The sequence below is a fragment of the Actinoplanes sp. NPDC051343 genome, from assembly GCF_044455125.1.
Taxonomy (GTDB): Bacteria; Actinomycetota; Actinomycetes; order Mycobacteriales; family Micromonosporaceae; genus Actinoplanes.
Genome location: NZ_JBITEL010000003.1, coordinates 696,710 through 718,265, shown reverse-complemented (window position 1 = coordinate 718,265; position 21,556 = coordinate 696,710). Strand labels below are relative to the sequence as shown.

Annotated in this window: 18 protein-coding genes; 10 read left to right on the top strand and 8 right to left on the bottom strand. The window is 71.8% G+C overall.

Annotated elements, in window-relative coordinates:
* The first annotated feature begins 14 nt into the window (after positions 1-14).
* From ACIA5C_RS13970 to ACIA5C_RS13960, 3 genes are read left to right on the top strand one after another with little or no spacing between them, the layout of a single operon-like run.
* Positions 15-1,439: a hypothetical protein gene (locus tag ACIA5C_RS13970; RefSeq protein WP_396054265.1), complete on the top strand. Its 1,425-nt coding sequence runs from the start codon at positions 15-17 to the stop codon at positions 1,437-1,439.
* 25 nt (positions 1,440-1,464) lie between these two features.
* A complete protein-coding gene (locus ACIA5C_RS13965; protein ID WP_396054263.1) occupies positions 1,465-2,244 on the top strand; it encodes an FAD binding domain-containing protein in 780 nt (259 codons plus the stop codon).
* Entirely contained in the window at positions 2,241-4,862 is a 2,622-nt protein-coding gene (locus ACIA5C_RS13960) for a molybdopterin-dependent oxidoreductase (RefSeq protein WP_396054261.1), read from the top strand. The genes ACIA5C_RS13965 and ACIA5C_RS13960 overlap by 4 nt, the downstream gene beginning before the upstream one ends.
* A gap of 3 nt (positions 4,863-4,865) precedes the next feature.
* On the opposite strand, the gene ACIA5C_RS13955 is transcribed toward ACIA5C_RS13960, so the two are convergent.
* The 3 genes from ACIA5C_RS13955 to ACIA5C_RS13945 form a co-directional block, all read right to left on the bottom strand.
* On the bottom strand, positions 4,866-5,600 hold the full coding sequence (locus ACIA5C_RS13955) for an SGNH/GDSL hydrolase family protein (protein ID WP_396054259.1): 735 nt from the start codon (positions 5,598-5,600) through the stop codon (positions 4,866-4,868).
* Between the two features lie 38 nt (positions 5,601-5,638).
* A complete protein-coding gene (locus ACIA5C_RS13950) occupies positions 5,639-7,543 on the bottom strand; it encodes an ATP-binding protein (protein WP_396054257.1) in 1,905 nt (634 codons plus the stop codon).
* A gap of 145 nt (positions 7,544-7,688) precedes the next feature.
* Positions 7,689-9,785, bottom strand: coding sequence for a transglycosylase domain-containing protein (locus tag ACIA5C_RS13945; RefSeq protein WP_396054255.1), 2,097 nt, complete (start codon positions 9,783-9,785; stop codon positions 7,689-7,691).
* A 392-nt stretch (positions 9,786-10,177) separates the two neighbouring features.
* Here ACIA5C_RS13945 and ACIA5C_RS13940 point away from each other — a divergent pair, with 392 nt between their 5' ends.
* Positions 10,178-10,837, top strand: coding sequence for a DUF6230 family protein (locus ACIA5C_RS13940; protein WP_396054253.1), 660 nt, complete (start codon positions 10,178-10,180; stop codon positions 10,835-10,837).
* 106 nt (positions 10,838-10,943) lie between these two features.
* Entirely contained in the window at positions 10,944-12,605 is a 1,662-nt protein-coding gene (locus tag ACIA5C_RS13935) for a DUF6114 domain-containing protein (RefSeq protein ID WP_396054251.1), read from the top strand.
* A gap of 1 nt (position 12,606) precedes the next feature.
* Here ACIA5C_RS13935 and ACIA5C_RS13930 read toward each other — a convergent pair whose 3' ends face one another.
* Positions 12,607-12,990 (bottom strand): DUF1992 domain-containing protein, encoded by a 384-nt coding sequence (locus tag ACIA5C_RS13930; RefSeq protein ID WP_396054249.1) that lies wholly within the window; start codon positions 12,988-12,990, stop codon positions 12,607-12,609.
* 57 nt (positions 12,991-13,047) lie between these two features.
* Here ACIA5C_RS13930 and ACIA5C_RS13925 point away from each other — a divergent pair, with 57 nt between their 5' ends.
* A complete protein-coding gene (locus tag ACIA5C_RS13925; protein ID WP_396054247.1) occupies positions 13,048-13,317 on the top strand; it encodes a DUF2277 domain-containing protein in 270 nt (89 codons plus the stop codon).
* A 10-nt stretch (positions 13,318-13,327) separates the two neighbouring features.
* Here ACIA5C_RS13925 and ACIA5C_RS13920 read toward each other — a convergent pair whose 3' ends face one another.
* The 4 genes from ACIA5C_RS13920 to ACIA5C_RS13905 all read right to left on the bottom strand — a co-directional run bounded on the left by ACIA5C_RS13920 (position 13,328) and on the right by ACIA5C_RS13905 (position 16,888).
* Positions 13,328-13,831, bottom strand: a complete 504-nt coding sequence (locus tag ACIA5C_RS13920) for a hemerythrin domain-containing protein (protein WP_396054245.1) — start codon at positions 13,829-13,831, stop codon at positions 13,328-13,330.
* Between the two features lie 249 nt (positions 13,832-14,080).
* Entirely contained in the window at positions 14,081-14,824 is a 744-nt protein-coding gene (locus ACIA5C_RS13915; RefSeq protein WP_396054243.1) for a YcnI family protein, read from the bottom strand.
* A gap of 43 nt (positions 14,825-14,867) precedes the next feature.
* Positions 14,868-16,223, bottom strand: coding sequence for a sensor histidine kinase (locus ACIA5C_RS13910; RefSeq protein WP_396054241.1), 1,356 nt, complete (start codon positions 16,221-16,223; stop codon positions 14,868-14,870).
* The gene (locus ACIA5C_RS13905) at positions 16,223-16,888 is read right to left on the bottom strand and encodes a response regulator transcription factor (RefSeq protein WP_396054239.1); all 666 of its coding nucleotides are present in this window, start codon (positions 16,886-16,888) and stop codon (positions 16,223-16,225) included. Before ACIA5C_RS13905 ends, ACIA5C_RS13910 begins: the two co-directional genes overlap by 1 nt.
* Positions 16,889-16,993: 105 nt before the next feature.
* On the opposite strand from ACIA5C_RS13905, the gene ACIA5C_RS13900 reads away from it, so the two are divergent.
* From ACIA5C_RS13900 to ACIA5C_RS13885, 4 genes are all read left to right on the top strand, one after another.
* Entirely contained in the window at positions 16,994-18,115 is a 1,122-nt protein-coding gene (locus tag ACIA5C_RS13900) for an outer membrane lipoprotein carrier protein LolA (RefSeq protein ID WP_396054237.1), read from the top strand.
* A gap of 79 nt (positions 18,116-18,194) precedes the next feature.
* Positions 18,195-19,346: a tryptophan synthase subunit beta gene (gene trpB / locus ACIA5C_RS13895; RefSeq protein WP_396054235.1), complete on the top strand. Its 1,152-nt coding sequence runs from the start codon at positions 18,195-18,197 to the stop codon at positions 19,344-19,346.
* Positions 19,346-20,125 (top strand): tryptophan synthase subunit alpha, encoded by a 780-nt coding sequence (gene trpA / locus ACIA5C_RS13890; protein WP_396054233.1) that lies wholly within the window; start codon positions 19,346-19,348, stop codon positions 20,123-20,125. Before trpB ends, trpA begins: the two co-directional genes overlap by 1 nt.
* Positions 20,091-21,371 carry a GntR family transcriptional regulator gene (locus ACIA5C_RS13885; protein ID WP_396054357.1) on the top strand — a complete coding sequence of 427 codons (1,281 nt, stop codon included), beginning with the start codon at positions 20,091-20,093 and terminating at the stop codon, positions 21,369-21,371. Before trpA ends, ACIA5C_RS13885 begins: the two co-directional genes overlap by 35 nt.
* Positions 21,372-21,556: the final 185 nt, after the last annotated feature.

Here is a 21,556-nt window from a genome sequence, read left to right as displayed (position 1 = left end):
CCGACCATGGGGTCATGGGTCGGCTGCTACGTGCCGAGGGGCTCGTGCCGGCTACCGGGCTGGCCGTGTTCCTGATGATTTTCGGGCTCTTCGGCGGGGCACAGGACCCGGCGCCGCAGGCCCTGTGGGTCGGCACCGGTCTGCTGCTGGCTCCGGCCGGCATGGTGTACGCCCATCGGTGGGCGGCCGCCTGGGCCGGCATCTTCTGCGCGCTCGCGTGGACCTCCCTCAGCGGCCCCTATGTGGCTGTGGCAGTGGTCTGGGCGTACGCCGCAATCAGCGTGCTCATCGCCCAGCGCGACCGGCCGCACCCGGCTGAGCCGGTCCCGCGCCGCCGGCCGCCGCAGCCGGTGCTGATGCCGAAGGTCGCCCGGGCGACCGAGGCGACCGGCGCCGCCCTGATCGCGCTGGCCGCGCTGGGCCTCGGCTATGTCTGGTCGGACGTGCGCGCCGCACCGCTGCTGACCCTGGTGATTCCCGCCGCCGGGCTGGGTTGTGCGCTGCTGGCGAGGGCCGCGCATCGGCAGCACGCGCTGCGGGATCTGTTCGCGCTGCCCCAGCCGGCGCACAGCGTGCGGGTCGTGGAACAGGTCGGCTACCTGCACGTGTTGCTGCCTTCGGCGGACGGGCAGACGGCGCTCGAGTTCGGTTTCGACGTGGCCGAGCCGGACGAGCCCGAGGACGACGACCCGCGCACCGTCGAGGCCGTGCTGTTCGGCGAGCCGCGGACGGGTGCGTGGTGTGCCGTCGAGGTCGGCGGGCGGCTGCACGTGCCGGTCGGGCCGGTCGGCGAAGTGATCACCGTGCCCTATGACGTGGTGGACGGGCTGCCCCGGGAGATCGAGGACGACGAGGAGCAGCTGGTCGATCCCTCGGCCTTGCGGCCGGCGGACGCCGGCGGGGACGCCTACCGGACCCGGGAGCATCGGATCGCGCCTCAGCGGGCGTGGGTGGCGACGGTGACGATCGGGTTGGGCGCCGCCCTCGGCGCCGGGGAGCTCGGAAAACTCGTCCTGCCCCGTTTCTCGCTCGTGCTGGTCGCCGTCGCGGCGGCCGCGGGATACGAGTTCGGCTGGCGCAACCAACTGCGGCCCCGGCTGCGGTGGCACGCCGGCGGGATCGCCACGGTCGGGTTCCGCGGCGTCGACCGGCAGCCGTGGGCGACCGACAGCGCCGTGCTGCACGACGACCGCGGCTCGGTGCTGCTGACCGCCGGCGAGTCGGTGCTGACCGTGCCGGCCCCGGCGCCGTGGCCGCAGAAGTCCGGCCAGCGGACGGCCGACGAACTCGTGGCGGCGCTGCGCGTCGCCCGGACCCGCTCGTTCGAGATCAGCCCGCTCGCGCCGCCGCCCGAGATCGCGGCGCCCCGGCGGCCGTTCGCGATCTATCCGGCCTGGCTGCTCACCGTGGTCGTGACCATGCTGATCGTCGTCTCGTGACACGAACCGCGCGTAGCGTACGAACGTGGATCTGAACACCGTCACCGACGTGGTCAGCCCGGCGGCCGTCGGCCAGTGGCGCCCGGGCGACGCCTGGCTGGGCGGCGGCACGGCCCTGTTCGCGTCCCCGGCGCCGGAGATCCGCCGCCTCCTCGATCTGACGACGGCCGGCTGGGAGCCGCTGATCTCGCGGCCGGACGGGCTGGAGATCGCCGCCACCTGCACGGTCGCCACGCTGGCCGCTCACGAGCACGAACTGATCGGGAAGTGCTGCCACGCGTTCCTCGCCTCGTTCAAGATCTGGAACGTCGCGACGGTCGGCGGCAACCTGTGCGCGTCCCTGCCCGCCGGGCCGATGATCGCGCTCGGAGCGGCCCTCGACGGGATCTGCCTGCTGCTCGGGCCTTCCGGTTCCAGAGAGGTGCCGGTCCGCGACTTCGTCACGGGCGAAGGCCGCAACGCCCTGCGAGACGGGGAGTTGCTGCGGTCCATGATGCTGCCGCAGGCGTCGATGAAGGCGCCGACTGCCTTCCGGCAGGGGTCACTGCACGCGTACGGGCGGTCGGCCGCCCTGCTGATCGGGCGCCGTGACGCCGCGGGCGGGTTCGTGCTGACCGTGACCGCGGCGACCACGCACCCGTTCGTGCTCCGGTTCGGCTCGCTGCCGTCGCCCGAGATGCTGCAGGTGGCGCTGGCCGAGCGCATCCCGGAGCCGGCCTACGTGCGCGACGTGCACGGGCAGCCGGCGTGGCGGCGGCACCTCACCCGGATGTACGCCGAACAGATCCGGGCGGAACTCTCATGAGCGTCCGCATCAACGGGCGGTCGCACGACCTCCAGCCCCGGCCCGGGCAGTGTCTGCGGACGTTCCTGCGCGAGGCGGGATGCTTCGGGGTCAAGAAGGGCTGCGACACCGGGGACTGCGGGGCCTGCACCGTGCACGTCGACGGGATGCCGGTGCACTCGTGCGTCTACCCGGCGTTCCGGGCCCAGGGGCATCGGATCACCACGATAGAAGGGCTGGCCGGCGACTCCCTGCACCCGGTGCAGCAGGCGTTTCTCGACGCTCAGGGGTTCCAGTGCGGCTTCTGCACGGCCGGTCTGATCATGACGGCCGCGGCCCTGAGCGACGATCATCGCGATGCCCTGCCGCGCGCCCTCAAGGGCAATCTCTGCCGCTGCACAGGGTACCGCTCGATCGAGGACGCCCTCGGCGGCGTAGCGAACGTCTCCGGCGAATCCCCGGGCGCCCCGGCCGGGCCGCAGGTCGTCACCGGCACCGCGCACTACACCTTCGACCTCGACGTGCCGGGACTGCTGCACATGAAGGTGCTGCGCTCCCCGCACGCGCACGCCCGCATCGTGGCGATCGACACGTCGGCCGCGCTGGCCGTGCCCGGCGTCGAAGCGGTCCTCACCCATGCCGACGCCCCGGCCGGCTACTTCTCCACCGCCCAGCACGAGGATCCGGCGGAGGACCCGGCCGACACGCGGGTGCTCGACGACGTGGTCCGCTTCGCCGGGCAGCGGGTCGCCGCGGTGGTCGCCACCACCGAGGCGGCGGCCGAGGAGGGCTGCCGGTCGGTGCGGGTCGAATACGCCGTGCTCCCGGCCGTGCTCACCGCCCCGGAGGCGATGGCACCCGGTGCGCCGCTCGTGCACGGCGACAAGGACGCTTCGCACGGGATCGCCCGCGCCGACGCCAACATCGCCGGTGAGCTGCACGCGTCACTCGGCGACGTCGAGGCCGGCTTCGCCGAGGCGGACGCGGTCGTCGAGGAGACCTTCCGGACCGTACGCGTGCAGCACGCCAGCCTGGAGACCCACGGTGCCGTGGGCTGGCTCGACCCCGGCGGCCGCCTGGTGATCCGCGCCAGCACCCAGACGCCGTTCCTGACCCGGCGGGCCCTGGCTGCCCTCTACGGGATGCCCCTGGACCGGGTGCGGGTGATGACCGGCCGGGTCGGCGGAGGCTTCGGCGGCAAGCAGGAGATGCTGGTCGAGGACCTGGTCGCGCTGGCCGTGCTCCGCACCGGGCGTCCGGTTGCACTCGAATACACCCGGGCCGAGCAGTTCACCTCGGCGACCACCCGGCACCCGTTCACGGTCACCCTCAAGGCGGGTGCGCGGTCCGACGGCAGGCTGACCGCGTTGCGCTTGCGGGTGGTGGCGGAGACCGGGGCGTACGGCAACCACGGCCCGTCCGTGATGTACCACGGTGTCCACGAGTCGCTGGCCGTCTACCGCTGCCCCAACAAGCGGACCGACGCGTGGTCGGTCTACACCAACACGGTCCCGGCGGGCGCGTTCCGCGGGTACGGCCTGGGCCAGGTCACCTTCGCCGTCGAGTCGGTGCTCGACGAACTCGCCCGCGCGCTCGGCCTCGACCCGGTCGTGCTGCGCGAACGCAACATCGTCCGGCCCGGCGAGCCGCTGACCGCCCCGGGCGACCACGCCGACGACCTGACCATCGGCAGTTACGGTCTCGACCAATGTCTGGCCCGCCTCCGGGAGGCCGCCGCGTCGGCGTCCGAGGCGCCGGACGGCTGGCAGGTCGGCGAGGGCCTGGCCATCGCGATGATCGCGGCCGGCCCACCGGGCGGCCACTACGCCGACGCGACGGCCACCCTGTGCGCGGACGGCTGCTTCGAGATCGGGGTCGGCACGGCCGAGTTCGGCAACGGCAGCACGACCGTGCACGCCCAGATCGCCGCCGGCACGCTGGGCACGACCCCCGACCGCATCCTCATCCGGCAGTCCGACACCGACGTGGTCGCCCACGACACCGGCGCGTTCGGCTCGACCGGCGTGGTGGTCGCCGGCCGCGCCGTCCTCGACGCGGCGGTGGCGCTCCGCCGGCAGATCGCCGAACGCGGCGGCGACCTGGGCGACCCGGACTCCCTGCGGTCGGTGGCCCGGCGCGCCGGTGGGCGGCTGACCTGCGAGGGCCACTTCGACGGCACGCCACGCTCGGTGGGCTTCAACGCCCAGTGGTTCCGCATCGCGGTCGACCCGCGTACGGGCGAGATCCGCATCCTCCGCAGCGTCCACGCGGCCGACGCCGGCACGGTGCTGAACCCGCTGCAGTGCCGGGGCCAGGTCGAGGGCGGCGTCGCCCAGGCCCTGGGAGCCGCCCTCTGCGAGCACGTGGACATCGACGCCGAGGGCCACGTGACCACGACCGGCTTCCGCCAATATCACCTGCCGACGTTCGCCGACGTCCCCCGCACCGAGGTCCATTTCGCCGACACGCACGACGCGATCGGCCCGCTCGGCGCCAAGTCGATGAGCGAGAGTCCGTTCAACCCGGTCGCCCCCGCCCTGGCCAACGCCCTCCGCGATGCGACCGGCGTCCGCTTCACCGACCTGCCCTTCACCCGCGACCGCATCTGGCTCGGCCTGGAGGCCGCCCGCCGCTCGTGATCGCTAATCGGTGGCGAGGGGCGGGAGCAGGGCGGCGATCGCGGCGTGGCCGGCCGCGTTGGGATGGTCGCCGTCGGCGGCCAGCAGGTCGGTCGGGTCCTGGGAGCCGTCCGCGCCGTGGAAGGCCGGGTCGGTCGAGATGTACTTCGCGTGGGTTTCCGCCGCGGCCTCGCGCAGGCCCTGGTTGGCGTACTGCGTCGCGGTGACCGAGCGCTTCACCCCGTCCGGACCGTAGGAGCCGGCGGCGACCTGGCCGTCCTGCACCACGTTCCAATAGCCGAGGACCAGCACCGTCGTGGTGCGGATGGCGTCGATCGCCTTGATCGAGGCGGTCACGTTCTGCTGCATGGTGGTGGCTGCGTCGGACAGTGAGCTGTCCGAGTCGAAGGCCGCGGCCAGATCGTTGGCGCCGATCATCAGGACGACCTCGTCGGCGTCGGCCAGGCGGGAGCGTACGCCGGGGATCTGAGTCAGGAGGTCGGTCGAGGTGTAGCCGGGGACGGCCAGGTTGTCCGAGACCGCGTTGACCGAGCGGGCGTAGGTGGTCGGGAACGGATCGCAGTCGCACGCCGTGCCCGCCGGAACCGAGTCACCCAGGGTGACCACGACCGGTTTGGCGGATCGCGCGTGCGCCCCGGCGGGAGCCGGAGCGGCCGCCGCCGACGGCAGCGTGCCGCAGCCCGCCAGCGCCGCGAGGAGCAGCCCGGCGGCCGCACGCCGCACGCTCTTCAGATCCATCGGGACGACCCTAACCGCGGAACCTGTGCGTTGCAGCGTTACCGCGCCAGGACGGCCGGAAGCGTCACTGTGAAGCTGCTCCCACGATCGAGCTCGGAGCGGGCCGTCACCGAGCCGCCGTGCTCGGTCACGATGGTCCGCACGATCGCCAGGCCCAGCCCGTTGCCCTGCACCGCCAGGTGCATCGCGTTGGCCGCCCGGTGGAACGGGGTGAACAGCCCCGGTACGTCATCGGCCGGGATGCCGATGCCGGTGTCGCTCACGGTCACCACCACGTTGTCGCCGAGCGCCGCGATCGTGCAGCCCACGCGACCCCCGGCCGGGGTGAACTTGATCGCGTTCTCCATCAGGCTGCGCAGCGCCCGCTCCAGGTGGGCGGCGTCGCCCCGCACCCAGGCCGGCTCGGCATCGAGGGTCGAGGACAGGTCCTTGGCCCGGGCGGCCGGACCGAGGTCGGCGTGCAGGCCGCCGGCCAGGGCGGCCACGTCGACCGGCAGCGACTCGGTGCCCGTACGGTCGTTGGCGCGGCCGAGCAGCAGCAGGTCGGCGACGGTGGCCCGGAGCCGGTTGGCGTTGCGCCGGATGACGTCGACGTGGTGCAGCTGGGCCGGGGTGAGCTCGTCCTCGGCCAGCATCTCGGTGTACCCGAGGATGCTGGTCAGCGGTGTGCGCAGCTCGTGCGTGACGGTCGAGACGAAGACGTCCTTCTGCTCGTCGAGGATCCGCAGCTCGTTGATGAGCCGCAGCTGGCGCAGCCGCAGCCGCTCCTGGGTCAGGGCGTGCTCGATCTCGCGGGCGGCGGCCGCCAGCAGGCGCCGCTCGTCCGGCGACCAGACCGGGTCGGACGGGCGGACCAGGCAGATCAGCCCGGGCCCGCAGTCGGTGTCGCCGGCCAGCGGGATCGCGATCGCGCCCGGCAGCTCGTGCAGCACGGCCACCTCGCCGGGCTCGCCCGACTGGATGCGCCGGACAAGTGCGGCGTCGAGCGGGTCGGTGCCGTCCGGCCGGGTCACCTCGAGGCTGCTGCCCCGCTGCACGACGGCCCGGGTGTGGACCTGGTCGGCGCCGAAGGCGCGGGCCAGCTGCCCGGCGATCCGCTCGGCGATCTCCGGCCAGTCGCGGTCGCTGCGCAGCTCGGCCGCGAGCGCGTGGCGCAGCTCGCCCCGGGCGGCCCGGGCCTGCTCGGCGCCGATCAGCCGCTCGGTCTGCTCGGCCAGCCCGTTCACCGTGCCGATCAGGGCCCGCATCTCGGCCGGACCCCCCACCTCGGCACGGGCCGACAGGTCACCCGCGGTGAGGCGCCGCAGCGTACGCCGCAGGTGCTCGATCGGACGCAGCAGCTGCCGCTGGTGGAGCACGGCCACGCCCAGCCCGGTGGCGAGGATCAGGACGGCGAGGGCGGCGAACAGCAGCTGAGCCGCGCGCTCCTGCTGACGGTCGGCCGCGGCCGTGGTCTCCTGCTCGGTGGCGACGGCGGCGTCGACGTCCGAGTTGGCGGTGCGGATCCGGTCGAACATCTCCTTGCCCCGCTCGGCGCGGTCCCCGTCGGCGTCGGACGTTCCGGCGTTCACGATCGGGATGGCGTACGCGTAAAGCCATTGGGAAGCGGCCTGGCGCTCCGCACCCACCAGGCGCCGCACCTGGCCGCCGGTGTTTTCGTGCTCGAGCCGGGCGAGGGCGCCGAACGCGCCGACGCGCCCGCTCTCGTAGGGCTCGAGGAACATGCGTGCGCCGGTGAGCTGGAAGCCGCGCACGCCGGTCTCGGCGTCGGTCATGAACTGCAGGGCGGCCCGGTTGGCCTCCCGCGCGCGGGTGATCCGGTCGGCCCGCGTGGTGTGCTCTTCCTGGAGCCGGTCCTGCACCACGAGCTGCAGGAAGACCAGCGCCAGAAAGAGGAGCAGGAGCAGGGTGAAGCCCCCGATGGCACGCTGCTTGACGCTCATCGTGTGCCGCCGCCCGGTGTCTCGGAGGCGACCGGCAGCACGGCCGGACGCTGCTGCTCATGGGCGGTCATGCGGATAAGGTCGGCATCCGCGTGCCGCCACATGAGGTCAGCCGCCGAGCGTCATGGTTGCACTTAGTTATGCGTTAGCTACCGAAGGCGATAGCCGAGCTGGGCGGGGTGAAGCCGGGGTAGTCGTCGCTGCCGACCGCGGTGTTGAGAGTGTGCGCGACCGCGTTGACCACGAGGCCCTCGACCGAGCTGCCGACGTGGTCGGACGGGTTGACCGGGTCGTTGGCGATGCCGGCCGCCGCGTACGTGCGGGTGAAGCCGACGAAGGTCTCCGTCATGTTGTTCTCGGTGCTGCCGGTCTTGCCGGCCACCGGCCGGCCGCCCATGATCCCGGCGACCTGGGCGGCGGTGCCGCCGTCGCATTTCCCGTACGTGCTCTGCTCACCGACCGGGCACCGCGCGGCGTCGGTCGCGGCCCGGGCCACGTCGGGCGAGAGCACCTGCTTGCACTCGGTCGCGACCGGCACCGCCCGCCCGGTCGCATCCTTGATCGACTGCACCGGCAGCGGCTTGCAGTATTTGCCCTCGGCCGCCACGGTCGCGTACGCCGAGGCCAGCTCCAGCGGGGTCACGTCGATGACGCCGAGGGTGAACGCGCCCCACGAGCCCGGGTTCCTGGCCAGCTGGGCGTCGGCCGGCGCGCTGAACGCGATGCCCAGCTTCTTGGCCTCGGCCACCACCGCGGCCGGGCCGACCTGCTCCTCGAGGTGCACGAAGTAGGTGTTGACCGAGCGGCCGAACCCGTTCCACATGCTGCGGGGCCCGTCCATCCATGACGGGTTGTCGTTGCCCGGGCAGTACATGCCGCCGCAGTTGCCGGGGCCGCCGTCGGGCCACGGCGTGGTCAGCTTGGCCGGCGAGTCGTAGACGCTGTTCAGCGGCATGCCGGCCTCCAGGGCGGTCAGCATGGTGAACATCTTGAAGGTCGAGCCGGACGGGTAGCCGTAAACGCTGCCGCCGCCGCTGACCAGCGGGTTGGTCGTCTCGGAGGTCGAGTTGCCGTTGCTGAAGTGGCGGTTGACGGCCAGCGCGGCGACCTTGCCGGAGCCCGGCTCGACGACCGCGATCGGCAGGGTCTTCTTGTTCTTCAGCGAGTAGACGGCCCGCGACTCCTTGGCCGCTTCCTTCTGGATCTGCGGGTCGAGCGTGGTGATCACCGTGTAGCCGCCGCGGCGCAGCGCGTCCTCGCGGGCGTCGACCGTCTTGCCGAACTCGGGCTGCTGGTCCCACCAGCGCTGCAGGTAGTCGCAGAAGAAGCCCCAGCCGTCGGTCGCGCCGTGTGCGTCGATGCAGCCGTTGGGCTGGGTCGCGCCCGAGTAGGTCAGCTTCTCCTTGAGCGCGGCCTGCTGCTGGGCCGGGGTGATCGTGCCGGCCTTGGCCATCGCGGCGAGCACGTATTCCTGCCGGGCCCGGGCCTTGGTCTTGTCGCCGCTGATCGGGTTGTCGACGTCGGGGTTCTGCACGATGCCGGCGATCAGGGCCGATTGCGCAAGATCGAGTTTGGCCGGGGTGGTGCCGAAGACCCGCCGGGCGGCGGCCTCGACCCCGTACGCGCCGCCGCCGAAGTACACGATGTTGAGGTAGTTCTGCAGAATCTGCTGCTTCGTGAGGCGGTGTTCGAGCTCGATCGCGTACTCCGCCTCCTTCAGCTTGCGGGCCGGGGTGTCGGCGGTGGCGTCGATGCGCTCCTGCGGCGTCAGGTTCGGATCTTCCTTGAGGACGTTGCGCACCACCTGCATGGTCAGCGTCGACGCACCCTGCTGGGCACCGCCGGACTGGGTGTCGTTGACGAACGCGCGGGCCACGCCCCGGGCGTCCACGCCGCCGTGCTCGTAGAAGCGGGTGTCCTCGGCCGCGACGATCGCGTCCTGCATGGTCTTGGAGATCTGCCCGAGGGCGACGTCGTGCCGGTCCTCGTCGTAGAACGTGGTGATCAGGGTCTTGCCGTCGTTGGCGTAGATCCGGGTGACCTGGGCCGTCGGCGGGGCGAGCAGCTGGGAGGGAAGCTGGTCCTGCTGCTTCTTGGTCCAGTCCGCGCCGGCCGTGAGCACGGCACCGACCGGCACCGCGGCCACGCCCACCAGAGTGCCCACGAGCAGCAGAACTCCGCTCAGCCGGCCCAGTGCGCCGCCTCGCCTGCGCCGTGGTGCCCGGGGTGCGGGAGAAGTCATCCGGATAGTCCTTCCTCGGTACTCGGTTTCAGCCCTAACACCGGTACCTGAGATGTGCCTGGATTTCGTTACCGATCCGTAACATGACTCTGGCCGTATACGTGTGGTGACGATCACAGCATCGGCGGCGGGCCACTCTGTCCAGATCTGCGGCCAATATACGAGGGCGTTTCAAGTCCTCATCACGCTGTGTGATGGTGATCGCGTGAGCTGGGTTACTGACTAGTAGCCACCCCACTTGTAGTCCCCGGGCACTAGCGGAAACATGTCCGGCACGTTAAACGACGGCATCGACGGACCTCACTGCTGACGGTTGCTCGACAGGGGTCGCCCGTCGATGCGAACGGATGGCGGCGTGGCGGCGAGCCGTCTTCGAGGAACAAGGAGGATCCGTGAAGGAATCGCCCAGCGATCCGTCTTACGGACGTACCAATTGGCGAAGATTCGCCGTTTCCATCGGCGTGCCGCTCGCCGTCGCGGCCGGCCTCGTCATCGCGCTCGAGCAGGGCGCCATCGCGGCCAGCTTCCAGGTGTCCGGTCAGGACTTCAAGCTGTCCGCCGACCACCTGCACGGTGACGGGTTCACCCAGTACACCGACGTGCTGTCGCAGACCACCAAGGGCGACGTGCCGGGCCACAAGGTGACCGCGATGTCCGGCATCGGCACCGCCGACATCTCCAACCTGTGCCAGACCGTCAAGGGCCCGAGCCCGTTCGGCGGCGACGTCGTCATGCGCATCGAGGCCGGCCAGGGCTCCAACCCGGCCGACCACGTCAAGGCCGACCACCTGCTGATCGGCATGTCCGACCTGCAGGGCGACGCGACGTTCAAGGGGATCCAGATCGGCCTCGACTCGAGCACGATGACCGCCGACGGTAACGACACGCACGGCCAGGTCGGTGGCTTCGGTCAGCAGGCCAACACGGTCGACATCGACCACCTGCGGCAGACCGCGACGTACACCTCGGCGGGCACGTTCAAGCTCACCGGCATGCACCTGCACCTGTACGTCGGCAAGGACGCTGCCAGTCACGAGTGCTTCGGAGACTGACCGGCACCGCCCCGGGGCTCGCGGAACCCTCCGCGGGCCCCTCCGCTTTGATGGCGGTGCATACTCACGCACTCGACGAATTTCAATGGCTTTTGATGGAGGAGAAGTGACGGCAGGCGACGTCCGGCGAGCATTCCGGGGGTGGCGAAGGAAGCGCCCGTTCTGGGGGTGCCTCTTCCTGGTGCTGGCCGGGGGCGAACTCTTCTATACGGCGAACGCGTCGATAGCCGGGCTCTCGCTGCACCTCGGACCGACCGGCTTCCTCTCCTATCTGCTGCCGCTGCTGCTGATCGTCTGCGCGCTGCTCTGCCTGTTCAGTCCGGCCCAGCGGCTGTTCTACGGCATCGTGGCGCTGCTGACCGCGCTCTACTCGTTCATCGGGCTCAACCTCGGCGGCTTCTTCATCGGCATGATGCTCGGCATCATCGGCGGCGCGCTGGTGATCGCCTGGGGGCCGCCCCGGATCCGGCCGGTCAATCCCGACTTCGTCCCGATCGCCGACCAGCTCGCGATGGAGCAGGAGGCGGCCGAGACCGGGGAGATCAAGTCCGCGTCCCCGGCCGAGGACGCGGACGACCAGACCGAGCAGATCGAGCACGTCGAGGTCGCCGGACACGACGACCGGCCGCCGTCAGCAACGGAGCGGGACGTCGTGCCCGGCCTCGACGACGACCGGGAGGGTTCCAAAAGCGAGCCCGGACGATCCCGGCTCAGCCGCAACCCCAAGGCCCTGACGATCGCGTTCCTCGTCATGGGTCTGACGGCCGCCATGCTGGCAGTCGGCAGTCGAGTGCCCGCCAGCGCCGCTGCCGACTGTCCCAAAGGGCTGCCTTCGCGATCGATGTCGGCGTCCCCCTCGCATACGACCGCCGCGGCCGACCGGGCCGCGGCGGGTTCCGCCGCCTCCGGTTCCTCCGGTTCCTCCGGTTCCTCCGGTTCCTCCGGCTCCGCGGCGGACAAGCCGGGCTCCGGCAAGGTGCCGGTCCCGGCCGGCGGGGCGACCGCGACGCCGACCACAGCTCCCAGCAAGGACAAGGACGGCAACCCCATCGCCGACGGGGTGAAGGGCGTCGTCGGCGGCCTCGGCAATCTGCTCGGCCTGGGCGGCGACGATCCGTCGTCCGCTCCGAGCGGGTCGCCGGTGCCGTCGGAGACACCCACCACCACCACGCCCGCGACCACCCCGCCGGCCCCGACCGGGACCGCCGGCCCCGACCCGACGTCGACCGGCTCGACCGATGCGCCGCCCAGCGGTTCCGCCACCACGGCGCCGGCCTCGCCGAAGCCCAGCGCGTCCGACGACGACATCCCCTGCCTGGGCCCGCGGGTCTTCGGGCTCAACGCCGGGGCCGACGGGATCCCGCGCATCGCCAACAAGCCGGGCCTCCTGGAGACCGACTCGCTGCAGATGTTCGAGTCGACCTACGACGGCGTGGTCAACCTGCCGACCGGGTCGGGCACCTCGGTCCGGGTGCTCAAGTTCAGCATGGACAAGGCGGTGAACAAGCCCTTCAGCCTGACGATCGACGAGGCGAACGGCGGCCACACCGTGATCAGGAGCAACGAGCTCACGACCGACGGGCACGTCAAGTTCTTCACCCAGCGGTTCGAGGGCAAACTGTTCGGCCTCATCCCGATCGTCTTCACGCCGGACTCACCGCCGCCGCTGACCCTGCCGTACCTCTGGTTCACCGACGTCAAGATCCAGCTGAACTACGTGCAGTGCGACACGCTGACCGGCTTCCCGCTGCAGATCGACGAGGGGTAGGTCAGGCCCTTGCCTGCCAGCCCGCCACCACCTCGTCGGCGTCGAGCGGCGGGAGCACCACCGGCGGGCCGTCCATCCGGCCGACCCGGGCCTTGCCGAGGCGCTCGTTGAGCTCGGCGACGTAGTCACGCACCTCCCGCTCGGTGCGCAGCCGGTCGACCCGCACGGTCAGATCCTCGATCTCGCGGCGCAGCGCCAGGGTCGGCGGGATGACGCCCGAGCCGGCGCCCTCGCGCTCCAGCCAGTCCCGGACCCACCAGTCTTCCTCGTAGTCGCGGCCGGCGTCCCGCAGGGGCTTCCCCGTCCCGGGCAGATTGTCGAACTCGCCCCGCTCGGCGGCCTCCCGCAACTGGCGATCGATGGACGACTCGTACCACTGGACCATGCCGGCAAGTTTAGAAGCGTATTTTGGTGGCTGCCTCCGACGGAAGGGACCACCGCCATGTGCCGCAGCATCCACCAGCTGCACAACTTCGAACCGCCGGCCACCGACGAGGAGGTCCAGGCGGCGGCCCTGCAGTACGTCCGCAAGATCGCCGGCAGCACCCGCCCGTCGGCGGTCAACCAGGAAGCCTTCGACCAGGCGGTCGCCGCCGTCTCGGCGGCCACCGCCGACCTGCTGGCCGCCCTGGTCACCACCGCCGCGCCGAAGAACCGCGACGTCGAGGCGGCCAAGGCCCGCGCCCGGGCCGAGCGCCGGTACGCCTCTTAGCCGTTCTCCCTCAGCTGTTCTCCTCGATGTACTTCTGCGGGTCCTTGTCGGCGAACGACAGGCCCTTGCCCTGCGGGTGCTCGCCGAAGAAGCGCAGCCACCTGGCGCCCAGCTCGAACCGCAGGTCACGGTCGGCGTGCTTGCGGAAGTCGGGCAGCACCTCGTCCTCCTCCTCGGCCAGGTGCTCGCTGTTCTCCGTTCGCGCCGTCCAGACGCCCTTCCACCAGGCGTCCGAGCCGACCGGGTGCTTGCGTGCCTCCTCGATGCCGTCCCGGATCTTGTTGTGGTCCCGGATCGCGTCGTCGGTCTCCTCCTCGGCGTCGTCGCCGCCCGCGTCCTTCAGCAGGTGCGGGTAGAGGATCTCCTCCTCGGCGTCGGCATGGATGTCGAGGTGCAGCGCGAGCGGGGTCCAGATGGCTTCGAGTTCCTCGGGGTTCCGGGCATCGTCGAGCCGGGCGAACCCGACCCGGAACCGGTGGTGGTCATCGAGGATCAGCGCGGTGATGTCGTCCATGACGAGCACCGTACGACCGCCGGCCGCCCCCCGTCAGCCTCGCAACGCCGACGTGTGGTGCGGCAGCCCGCCGCACCACTCGTCGCGCAAACCAGACGGCCGGCCCGGGAAGGCACAGCCGTGGGCGGCCGTCTCAGCCACGACCCGGCCGTCTCAGCCACGACCCGGCCGTCTCATCCACGACCCGGCCGTCTCATCCACGGGCCGGCCGTCTCACCCACGGGCGGCGGCTCAGCCACGGGCGGCGGCTCAGCCACGGGCGGCGGGGATCGACGGCTCGGCCGGGGTGCCCGACTTTGCCGGGGCCTCGGCGGCGGGGCGGCGGCCGGCCCGGAGGAAGGCGCCGGCCGCGAGCAGGAGCGCGAGCACTCCGGCGATGAGGCCGATCACGCCGGGCGTCCGCGTACCGCTGGAAGCCGGCGCCGCGGCCGGAGCTTGCGTCGCGGCCGGCGCGGCAGCGGCGGCCGCGACGAGCTTGAGGACCGGGGCCGGATGTTCCGGCTCGGTGCCGTCGGCGGACGGCTCGTCGATCCAGCGGACCACGGTGCCGTCCGAATAGGTCTGCAGGGCCTTGAAGACGAGCTGGCCGGAGGCCGGCAGCGGGCCGAGGGAGACGTCGAACTCCTGGAACTGGCCGGGCTTGATCGCGGAGTTGGCGTCGGCGGTCCAGACGATGCGGGAGACCGCCTCGGTGATCTCGTGGTCGTGCGCCTTGATCGGGGTGGCGAGCTTCGACCTGGTCGGGGCGGCGGTCCAGCCGGTGACCGGCTTCACCGAGACCGAGGCGATCGGCTGACCGGCCGGGAAGGCCACCTCGAGCTTGGTCGTGGTGGCGTTGTCCGTCTCGTTGGGAACACGGAACGTCACCTTGGTGTAACCACCGGGCGTAGCCGTGTTGGGGTTGACGGTCACGTGGGCATCGGCGGGGGCGGCGACGGCCAGGACCAGGCCGGCGACTGCGGTCACTACGGCGGCTCGCTTAAGCAGGGACATGCCGGGTTGGTCGACCGGTCGGGTTGATTAGTTCCCGGTCGAATCAGGAAGACACCGGAAGGCGTACGTCAACTCGCAGACCCGGACCCGCGTCGCTCAGGGTGACCGTTCCCCGATGCCGGCGGACCAGTTCCCGCACGATCGCCAGGCCGAGCCCGGAACCGCCCGCATCGCGGGCGCGGGCGTCGTCGAGCCGGGTGAAACGGTCGAAGACCCGCTCCCGGTCGACCGGCGGGATGCCCGGCCCGTCGTCGGTGACCGTGACGCGCTGGTAGGAGCCGTCGGGCTCGGCCGAGAGCCGCACCCTGGCCGTCTTGTGGCGGACGGCGTTGTCGAGCAGGTTGCCGATCATGCGGGCGAGTCCGTCCGGATCGGCGCGCACTGTCATCGGCGCCGCCGGAGGCTGGAGGGTGACGTCGGGATAGCGAGCGGCCAGGTCGCCCAGGAACCGGCCCAGGTCGACCTTCTCGAAACGCCGGGCCGGGGTGCGGGCCGTCCCGTCGTCGGCCCGCGCGAGCAGCAGCAGGTCGTCGACCAGACGGCTGAGACGGTCGACGTCGGTGAGCAGGTCGCCGGTCAACTGCGGCCAGTCGGTGGAGTCGGGCAGATGCTGGGCGACCTCGATCTCGGTGCGCATGTTGGTCAGCGGGCTGCGCAGCTCGTGGGCGGCGTCAGCCACGAACGCCCGCTGCCGGGCCCGCGCGGTGTCGAGCCGGTGCAGCATGCCGTTGAGGGTGATCGCGAGCCGGTGGATCTCGTCGCGGGACTCCGGCACCGGCAGACGCCCCGCCCGGGTGCCGCCGGTGATCTCCTCGGCCCCGGCGGTGAGCGCGACCACCGGGTTGAGCGCGGCGCCGAGCACCCGCCACAGGACCACCCCGAGCAGGGCCACCAGCAGCGGGAACGCGGTCAGCAGGGTGACCGCCAGAAGGCGTACGCCCTGGTCGAGGTCGTCGGTCGAGCGGGCGACCAGAACGTATTGCGGCTGGGTCGGCGGACCGGCCACCCAGACCGCGACGCGGATCGTGCCGTCGACGTTGATCCGGCTGCCCGGCACCTGGCGCACGGTGCCGTCCTCGACGCCCTTCAACTCCTCGACCGACAGCATCGAGACCAGCGGGTCGGCGCCGGCCGAGATCTTGAGTACCTTGTCCTGCGCGTCGACGATCTGCACCTGCATCGACGCGTTGATCGGGATCGGCTCGCTCAGCTGGTGCTGATCGACCAGATTGGCCACGCCCTTCGCCGTGTCCAGGGCCTCCGAGTTGACGGCCCGCAGCAGGGCGAAGTCGAGCACGGCGACCAGCAGCACACCACCCGCGGCCAGGCCGACGGTGAGCGCGATGACCGAGACGAGCAGGAGCCGGGCCCGCAGGCTGAGCTCGCGCGGACGGCGCATCAGCCCGGGACCGCGGCGAGGCGGTAACCGGCGCCGCGTACCGTCTCGAGGCGCTCGCGCCCGATCTTGCGCCGCAGATAACCGACGTAGACCTCGACCGCGTTCGGCGCGGTCTCGACCGCGGCGTCCCAGACGTGATCGAGCAGCTCGATCTTGCTGACCACCTGACCCGCCCGGCGCATCAGGTATTCGAGCAGGGCGAACTCGCGCGCGGTGAGCACGACCTCCTCGCCCGCCACCATGACCCGGCGCTCGGCCGGATCGAGCTCCACGTCGCCGTGGGTGAGCACGGCCGGGCGCTCATGAGCGCCCCGGCGCAACAGGGCCCGGAGACGGGCCAGCAGGACGACGTACGAGAAAGGCTTGGTCAGGTAGTCGTCGGCCCCGCAGTCGAGTCCGTCGGCCTGGTCGTATTCGCCGTCCTTGGCCGACAGCATCAGCACCGGCACCCAGTTGCGCTCGGCGCGCAGCTGGCGCACGACCCGGTAGCCGCTGAGCCGGGGCAGCATCACATCGAGGATCATCGCGTCATAGCCGCCGTGCCGGGCCATCTCCAGCCCGGCCTGCCCGTCACCGGACACGTCGACCGCGAAGCCCTCGGCCTGCAGCCCACGCTGCAGCGCGGCGGCGAGCCGCGCCTCGTCCTCCACCACAAGCAACCGCACACCGAACACCCTGCCATGACCGGGCCAGCCCCTAGGGGAACCTCTCAGCACGGTCACAGCGCCCCCGTTGCACAGTGGTGGCAGAGAAAACGGGAGGTGGACATCGTGTCCGTGTTCAGGTCGAGGCCGGCGCTTCGCTGGCTGGTACCCTCCGCCGCTGCGGTCGTCATCATCGGGGGTGGCGCCGCGGCCGGCACGATCGTCGCGAGCGCGGACTCGCCGCTGCCGGCACGCAGCGCGGCTCAGCTGCTCGTAGACGTACAGAACGCCAAGGTCGACGGCTTCTCCGGCACCGTCGTGGAGACCGCCGATCTGGGGCTGCCGGCGATCGCCGGCGCGGTCGGCAACGCCGCGCCGAGCGGCGATCTCACCCGGCTGCTGGGCGGGAGCAACACCGCCCGGGTCTGGTACGCGGGTGAGGGTCAGGCCCGTCTCGCGCTGGTCGGCACCGACGGCGAGACCGACATGATCCGGAACGGCAACGACGTGTGGCTGTGGCGCAGCGCCGAGCACAGCGCCACGCACCTGTCGGTGCCGGCCGGCACGCCGGACAAGAAGGCGGTGCCGAACAACATGCCGCTGACCCCGCAGGAGGCGGCCGACCAGGCGCTGGCGGCGATCACGCCGACCACGAAGGTCGACACGACGGGCGCCGCCAAGGTGGCCGGCCGGGATGCGTACGAACTGGTGCTCAGCCCGAAGGACACCACGTCGCTGGTCGGCCAGGTGCGCCTGGCGATCGACGCCGAGAAGCACATCCCGCTGCGGGTCGACGTGTACGCCAAGAACGCGACCAACCCGGCGGTACGGGTGGCGTTCCAGCAGATCAGCTTCACCACGCCGGACGCGCAGGAGTTCAAGTTCAACCCGCCGCCCAACACGAAGGTCACCGAGGCCTCGCCGAAGCAGCTCCAGCAGGAGCACGCGAAGGCGCTGCAGGAGCAGCAGCAGAAGAAGCCCGCGCTGGCGGCTTCGCCCACGGTGATCGGCAAGGGTTGGACGTCGATCGTGTCGCTGAAGCTGCCGGCTTCTTCCGCCGCCAGCGGTAAGAAGGACGACTCGGCGCAGATGCAGGCCGCGCTCAACATCCTGCCGAAGGTGAGCGGGAGCTGGGGCAGCGGGCACCTGCTGAGCGGCTCGCTGTTCAGCGCGCTGATCACCGACGACGGCCGGGTCTTCGTGGGCGCGGTCACGCCGGCGGCGCTCGAGGCGGCAGCAACCAAGTAAACAGCACCACAGTTCTAGAACTCTCGGTCCGCCTCGTGCAATACTGCGGACCGAGAGTTCTATAACTTTGGAGGTGCTCATGGCGGTCATGACCGAGCCACGACACGGCCGGTTCGGCGACTTCGGTGGTCGTTACGTCCCGGAGTCGCTGATCCCGGCGTGTGCGGCAGTGGAAGAGGCGTTCCGGTCGGCCTGGTCCGACCCCCTCTTCCGCGCCCACCTCGACGGGCTCCTCGTCTCCTACGCCGGCCGGCCGACACCGCTCACTCCGGCGCTCAACCTCTCGACCCAGCTCGGCATCACCCTGCTGCTCAAGCGGGAAGACCTGGCCCACACCGGGTCTCACAAGATCAATAATGTGCTCGGGCAGGCGCTGCTCGCCGGCCGCATGGGCAAGACACGGCTGATCGCCGAGACCGGCGCCGGCCAGCACGGGGTCGCGGTCGCCACCGCGGCCGCGCTCCTCGGCCTGCGGGCCACGGTCTACATGGGCTCCCGCGACATCGAGCGCCAGCAGCTCAACGTCTTCCGCATGGAGTTGCTGGGCGCCGAGGTGATCCCGGTGACCAGCGGCAGCCGCACCCTCAAGGACGCGACCAATGAGGCGATGCGGGCCTGGGTCGCCGACACCGATGACGCCCACTTCCTGCTCGGCTCGGTCGGCGGCCCCCACCCCTATCCCTGGATGGTCCGCGAGCTGCAGAGCGTGATCGGCGACGAGGCGCGGCAGCAGTGCGACTCGGTCCCCGACGTGGTGGTCGCCTGCGTGGGCGGCGGGTCCAACGCGGCCGGCACGTTCGCCGGCTTCGTCGACACCACGGCCCGGCTGATCGGGGTCGAGGCAGCGGGCGGCGCCGCGATCACCAACGGGGCGCCCGGCGTCGTGCACGGTTCCCGCTCCCTCGTCCTGCAGGATGCCGAGGGCCAGATCGCCGAGGCCGAGTCGATCGCGGCCGGCCTCGACTATCCAGGCGTCGGGCCGGAACACGCCTATCTGAGCTCGCTCGGCCGGGCCGAATACCGCACGGTCGGCGACGCCGAGGTCGTCGAGGCGATCGGGCGGCTGGCCCGGGCCGAGGGCATCATCTGCGCGCTCGAGTCGGCCCACGCGGTGGCCTGGGTGCTGAGGGCGGCCGGCACGCCGGACCTGCCGGCCGGGTCGCGGGTCGTGCTGACGCTGTCGGGGCGCGGCGACAAAGACATGGCGACGCTGCGCGGGGGTGTGGCGTGATGCGGAAACGGCTCAATCCCTATCTCACCGGCGGCATCACCGAAAACTGGACCGACTACCTCCTGGCTTATCAGGAGGCGGGAGCCGACGGGATCGAGATCGGGCTGCCGTTCTCCGACCCGGTGCTCGACGGGGTGACGATCCAGCAGGCGTCGGATCGGGCGTTGGCCCGGGGTGCGACGGTGGTCGGCATTCTCCGGGATGTCGCCTCGGTCCGCTCGCAGGTGCGGATACCGCTGATCGCCATGACCTATGCCAACCTGGTGTTCCGAGCCGGGCCCGAGGTCTTCTGCCGGCAGTTGGCCGACGCCGGCTTCCGCGGGCTGATCGTGCCCGACCTGCCGGTCGACGAGGCCGGCGCGGTCGAGAAGGCGGCGGCGGAGTGCGACCTCGACCTGGTCATGCTGGTCGCGCCGGTCACCCCAGACGAGCGGCTGGCCGAGATCGTCACTCGCGGCGGTGGTTTTCTCTACGCGGTCAGCGTCATGGGAACCACTGGCGAACGGAAGCAGCTCGCTTCCTCGGCCGGGCACCTCGCCGCGCGGGTCAAGGCGATCACCGACCGGCCGGTGCTGATCGGGTTCGGCATCTCGGGGCCCGCGCAGGCGGTCGAGGCGGCCCGCGTGGCGGACGGCGTTGTGGTCGGGGCCGCCTTGATGCGTAGGGTGCTGGACGGGGCAACGCCGAACGACCTTCGGGCGGACGTGGCGGCCCTGCGGTCCGCGCTCGACTCGGAGGTCTCCGCTGCGTACTCCCAAATATCAGGCCATCGCGACTGACCTGGCCAGCAAGATCCGCGGCGGCGAGCTGTCGCCGGGTTCGGCGCTGCCGCCACAGCGGGAGCTGTCCCAGGCCTACGGCGTGACGCTGGTGACCCTGCGCCAGGCGTTGCAGCAACTGGAGGACGACGGGCTGCTCTCCCAGCAGCCGGGCCGAGGCACGTTCGTGGCCGAGCCGCGGGCGGCCTACCGGCTCGACTCGCTGCGGGGCTTCGCCGAGGACCTGCGCGCCCAGGGCCAGACCGTGAGCACCCAGATCCTCGACCAGTCCCTGCGCCGACCGCCGGCCTGGGTGACCGGCTTCCACGGCCCAGCCACCACCGGCAACTCAGCCGCCAGCGCCCACTCAGCGCCCAGCGCCCACTCAGCGCCCAATGCCGGCTCGATTGCCAGCACCGACTCAGCCAGCGGCGCCAATCCGACCACCGATGCCAACTCAGCCACCAGCGTCGGCTCAGCCGCCGGCGCCAACTCGACCAGCGGCGCCGGAGGGGCGGCGGGCGGGCACGACGCGGCTGGCGGGCACGGCGAGACCGGTGGGCATGCGGCCGGCGCGCATGATGCGGCGGGCGCGCATGGTGCCGCGGGCGCGCATGGTGCCGCGGGCGCGCATGGTGCCGCGGGCGCGCATGGTGCCGCGGGCGCGCATGGTGCCGCGGGCGCGCATGGTGCGGCAGGCGGGCACGACGCGGCTCGCGGGCACGGCGAGACCCGTGGGCATGCGGCGGGCGCGCATGGTTCGGCGGGCGCGCATGGTTCGGCGGGCGCGCATGGTTCGGCGGGCGCGCATGGTTCGGCGGGCGCGCATGGTTCGGCGGGCGCGCATGCGGTCGGCGGGCATGGCGCGGTCGGCCTTGCTGGGGCGGGTCGGCGGTTTCTGCGGCTGGAGCGGCTGCGGCTGATCGCGGGGAGGCCGGCCGTGCACCAGCTGTCGTGGATCCGGGGGGACGAGCTGGCCGAGACCGACTTCAGCGGCGTTTCGCTCTATGCCGCGCTCGCCGAGCGGGGCGTCGTTGTGTACCGGGCGACCGAGACGGTGCGGCCCGGGGTGCTCGACGCGCCGACCGCCGAGCTGCTCGGGCAGCCGGTCGGCACCCCGGTGTTCGTGTCGGACCGGATCACGTACGGGCTCGATGACGTCGCGCTGGTCTTTGACCGGGCGACCATTCTGGGGACGGCGCTGGAGATCCGTACGGAAAGAGCCGCGACCGGTCTCTCCATGCAGTGGTCCCGGCCTTTCTCCTGACCTTGCCCTATGCGCGCGCCGAGCCCGGCAGGCCGCGCTCGTCCGCACCTCTTCCTCACTCGTCGCCCTGCTGGGCACTGCGGCGGCCACCGCGAACACCGCGACCCTGGTCGCTGGGAAGCGCATGCCGCCACCGGCTTCTCCGCCGGCGACGTCGTCGGGAAGATCGCCGCCGGCCGTCAAGT

What these genes read in the sequence shown, in the direction of transcription:
- ACIA5C_RS13970 (WP_396054265.1), top strand. Translation starts at nt 15, where the DNA reads ATGGGTCGGCTGCTACGTGCCGAGGGGCTCGTGCCGGCTACCGGGCTG.
- ACIA5C_RS13960 (WP_396054261.1), top strand. Translation starts at nt 2,241, where the DNA reads ATGAGCGTCCGCATCAACGGGCGGTCGCACGACCTCCAGCCCCGGCCC.
- ACIA5C_RS13955 (WP_396054259.1), bottom strand. Translation starts at nt 5,600, where the DNA reads ATGGATCTGAAGAGCGTGCGGCGTGCGGCCGCCGGGCTGCTCCTCGCG.
- ACIA5C_RS13950 (WP_396054257.1), bottom strand. Translation starts at nt 7,543, where the DNA reads ATGAGCGTCAAGCAGCGTGCCATCGGGGGCTTCACCCTGCTCCTGCTC.
- ACIA5C_RS13945 (WP_396054255.1), bottom strand. Translation starts at nt 9,785, where the DNA reads ATGACTTCTCCCGCACCCCGGGCACCACGGCGCAGGCGAGGCGGCGCA.
- ACIA5C_RS13930 (WP_396054249.1), bottom strand. Translation starts at nt 12,990, where the DNA reads ATGGTCCAGTGGTACGAGTCGTCCATCGATCGCCAGTTGCGGGAGGCC.
- ACIA5C_RS13925 (WP_396054247.1), top strand. Translation starts at nt 13,048, where the DNA reads ATGTGCCGCAGCATCCACCAGCTGCACAACTTCGAACCGCCGGCCACC.
- ACIA5C_RS13920 (WP_396054245.1), bottom strand. Translation starts at nt 13,831, where the DNA reads ATGGACGACATCACCGCGCTGATCCTCGATGACCACCACCGGTTCCGG.
- ACIA5C_RS13915 (WP_396054243.1), bottom strand. Translation starts at nt 14,824, where the DNA reads ATGTCCCTGCTTAAGCGAGCCGCCGTAGTGACCGCAGTCGCCGGCCTG.
- ACIA5C_RS13910 (WP_396054241.1), bottom strand. Translation starts at nt 16,223, where the DNA reads ATGCGCCGTCCGCGCGAGCTCAGCCTGCGGGCCCGGCTCCTGCTCGTC.
- trpB (WP_396054235.1), top strand. Translation starts at nt 18,195, where the DNA reads ATGGCGGTCATGACCGAGCCACGACACGGCCGGTTCGGCGACTTCGGT.
- trpA (WP_396054233.1), top strand. Translation starts at nt 19,346, where the DNA reads ATGCGGAAACGGCTCAATCCCTATCTCACCGGCGGCATCACCGAAAAC.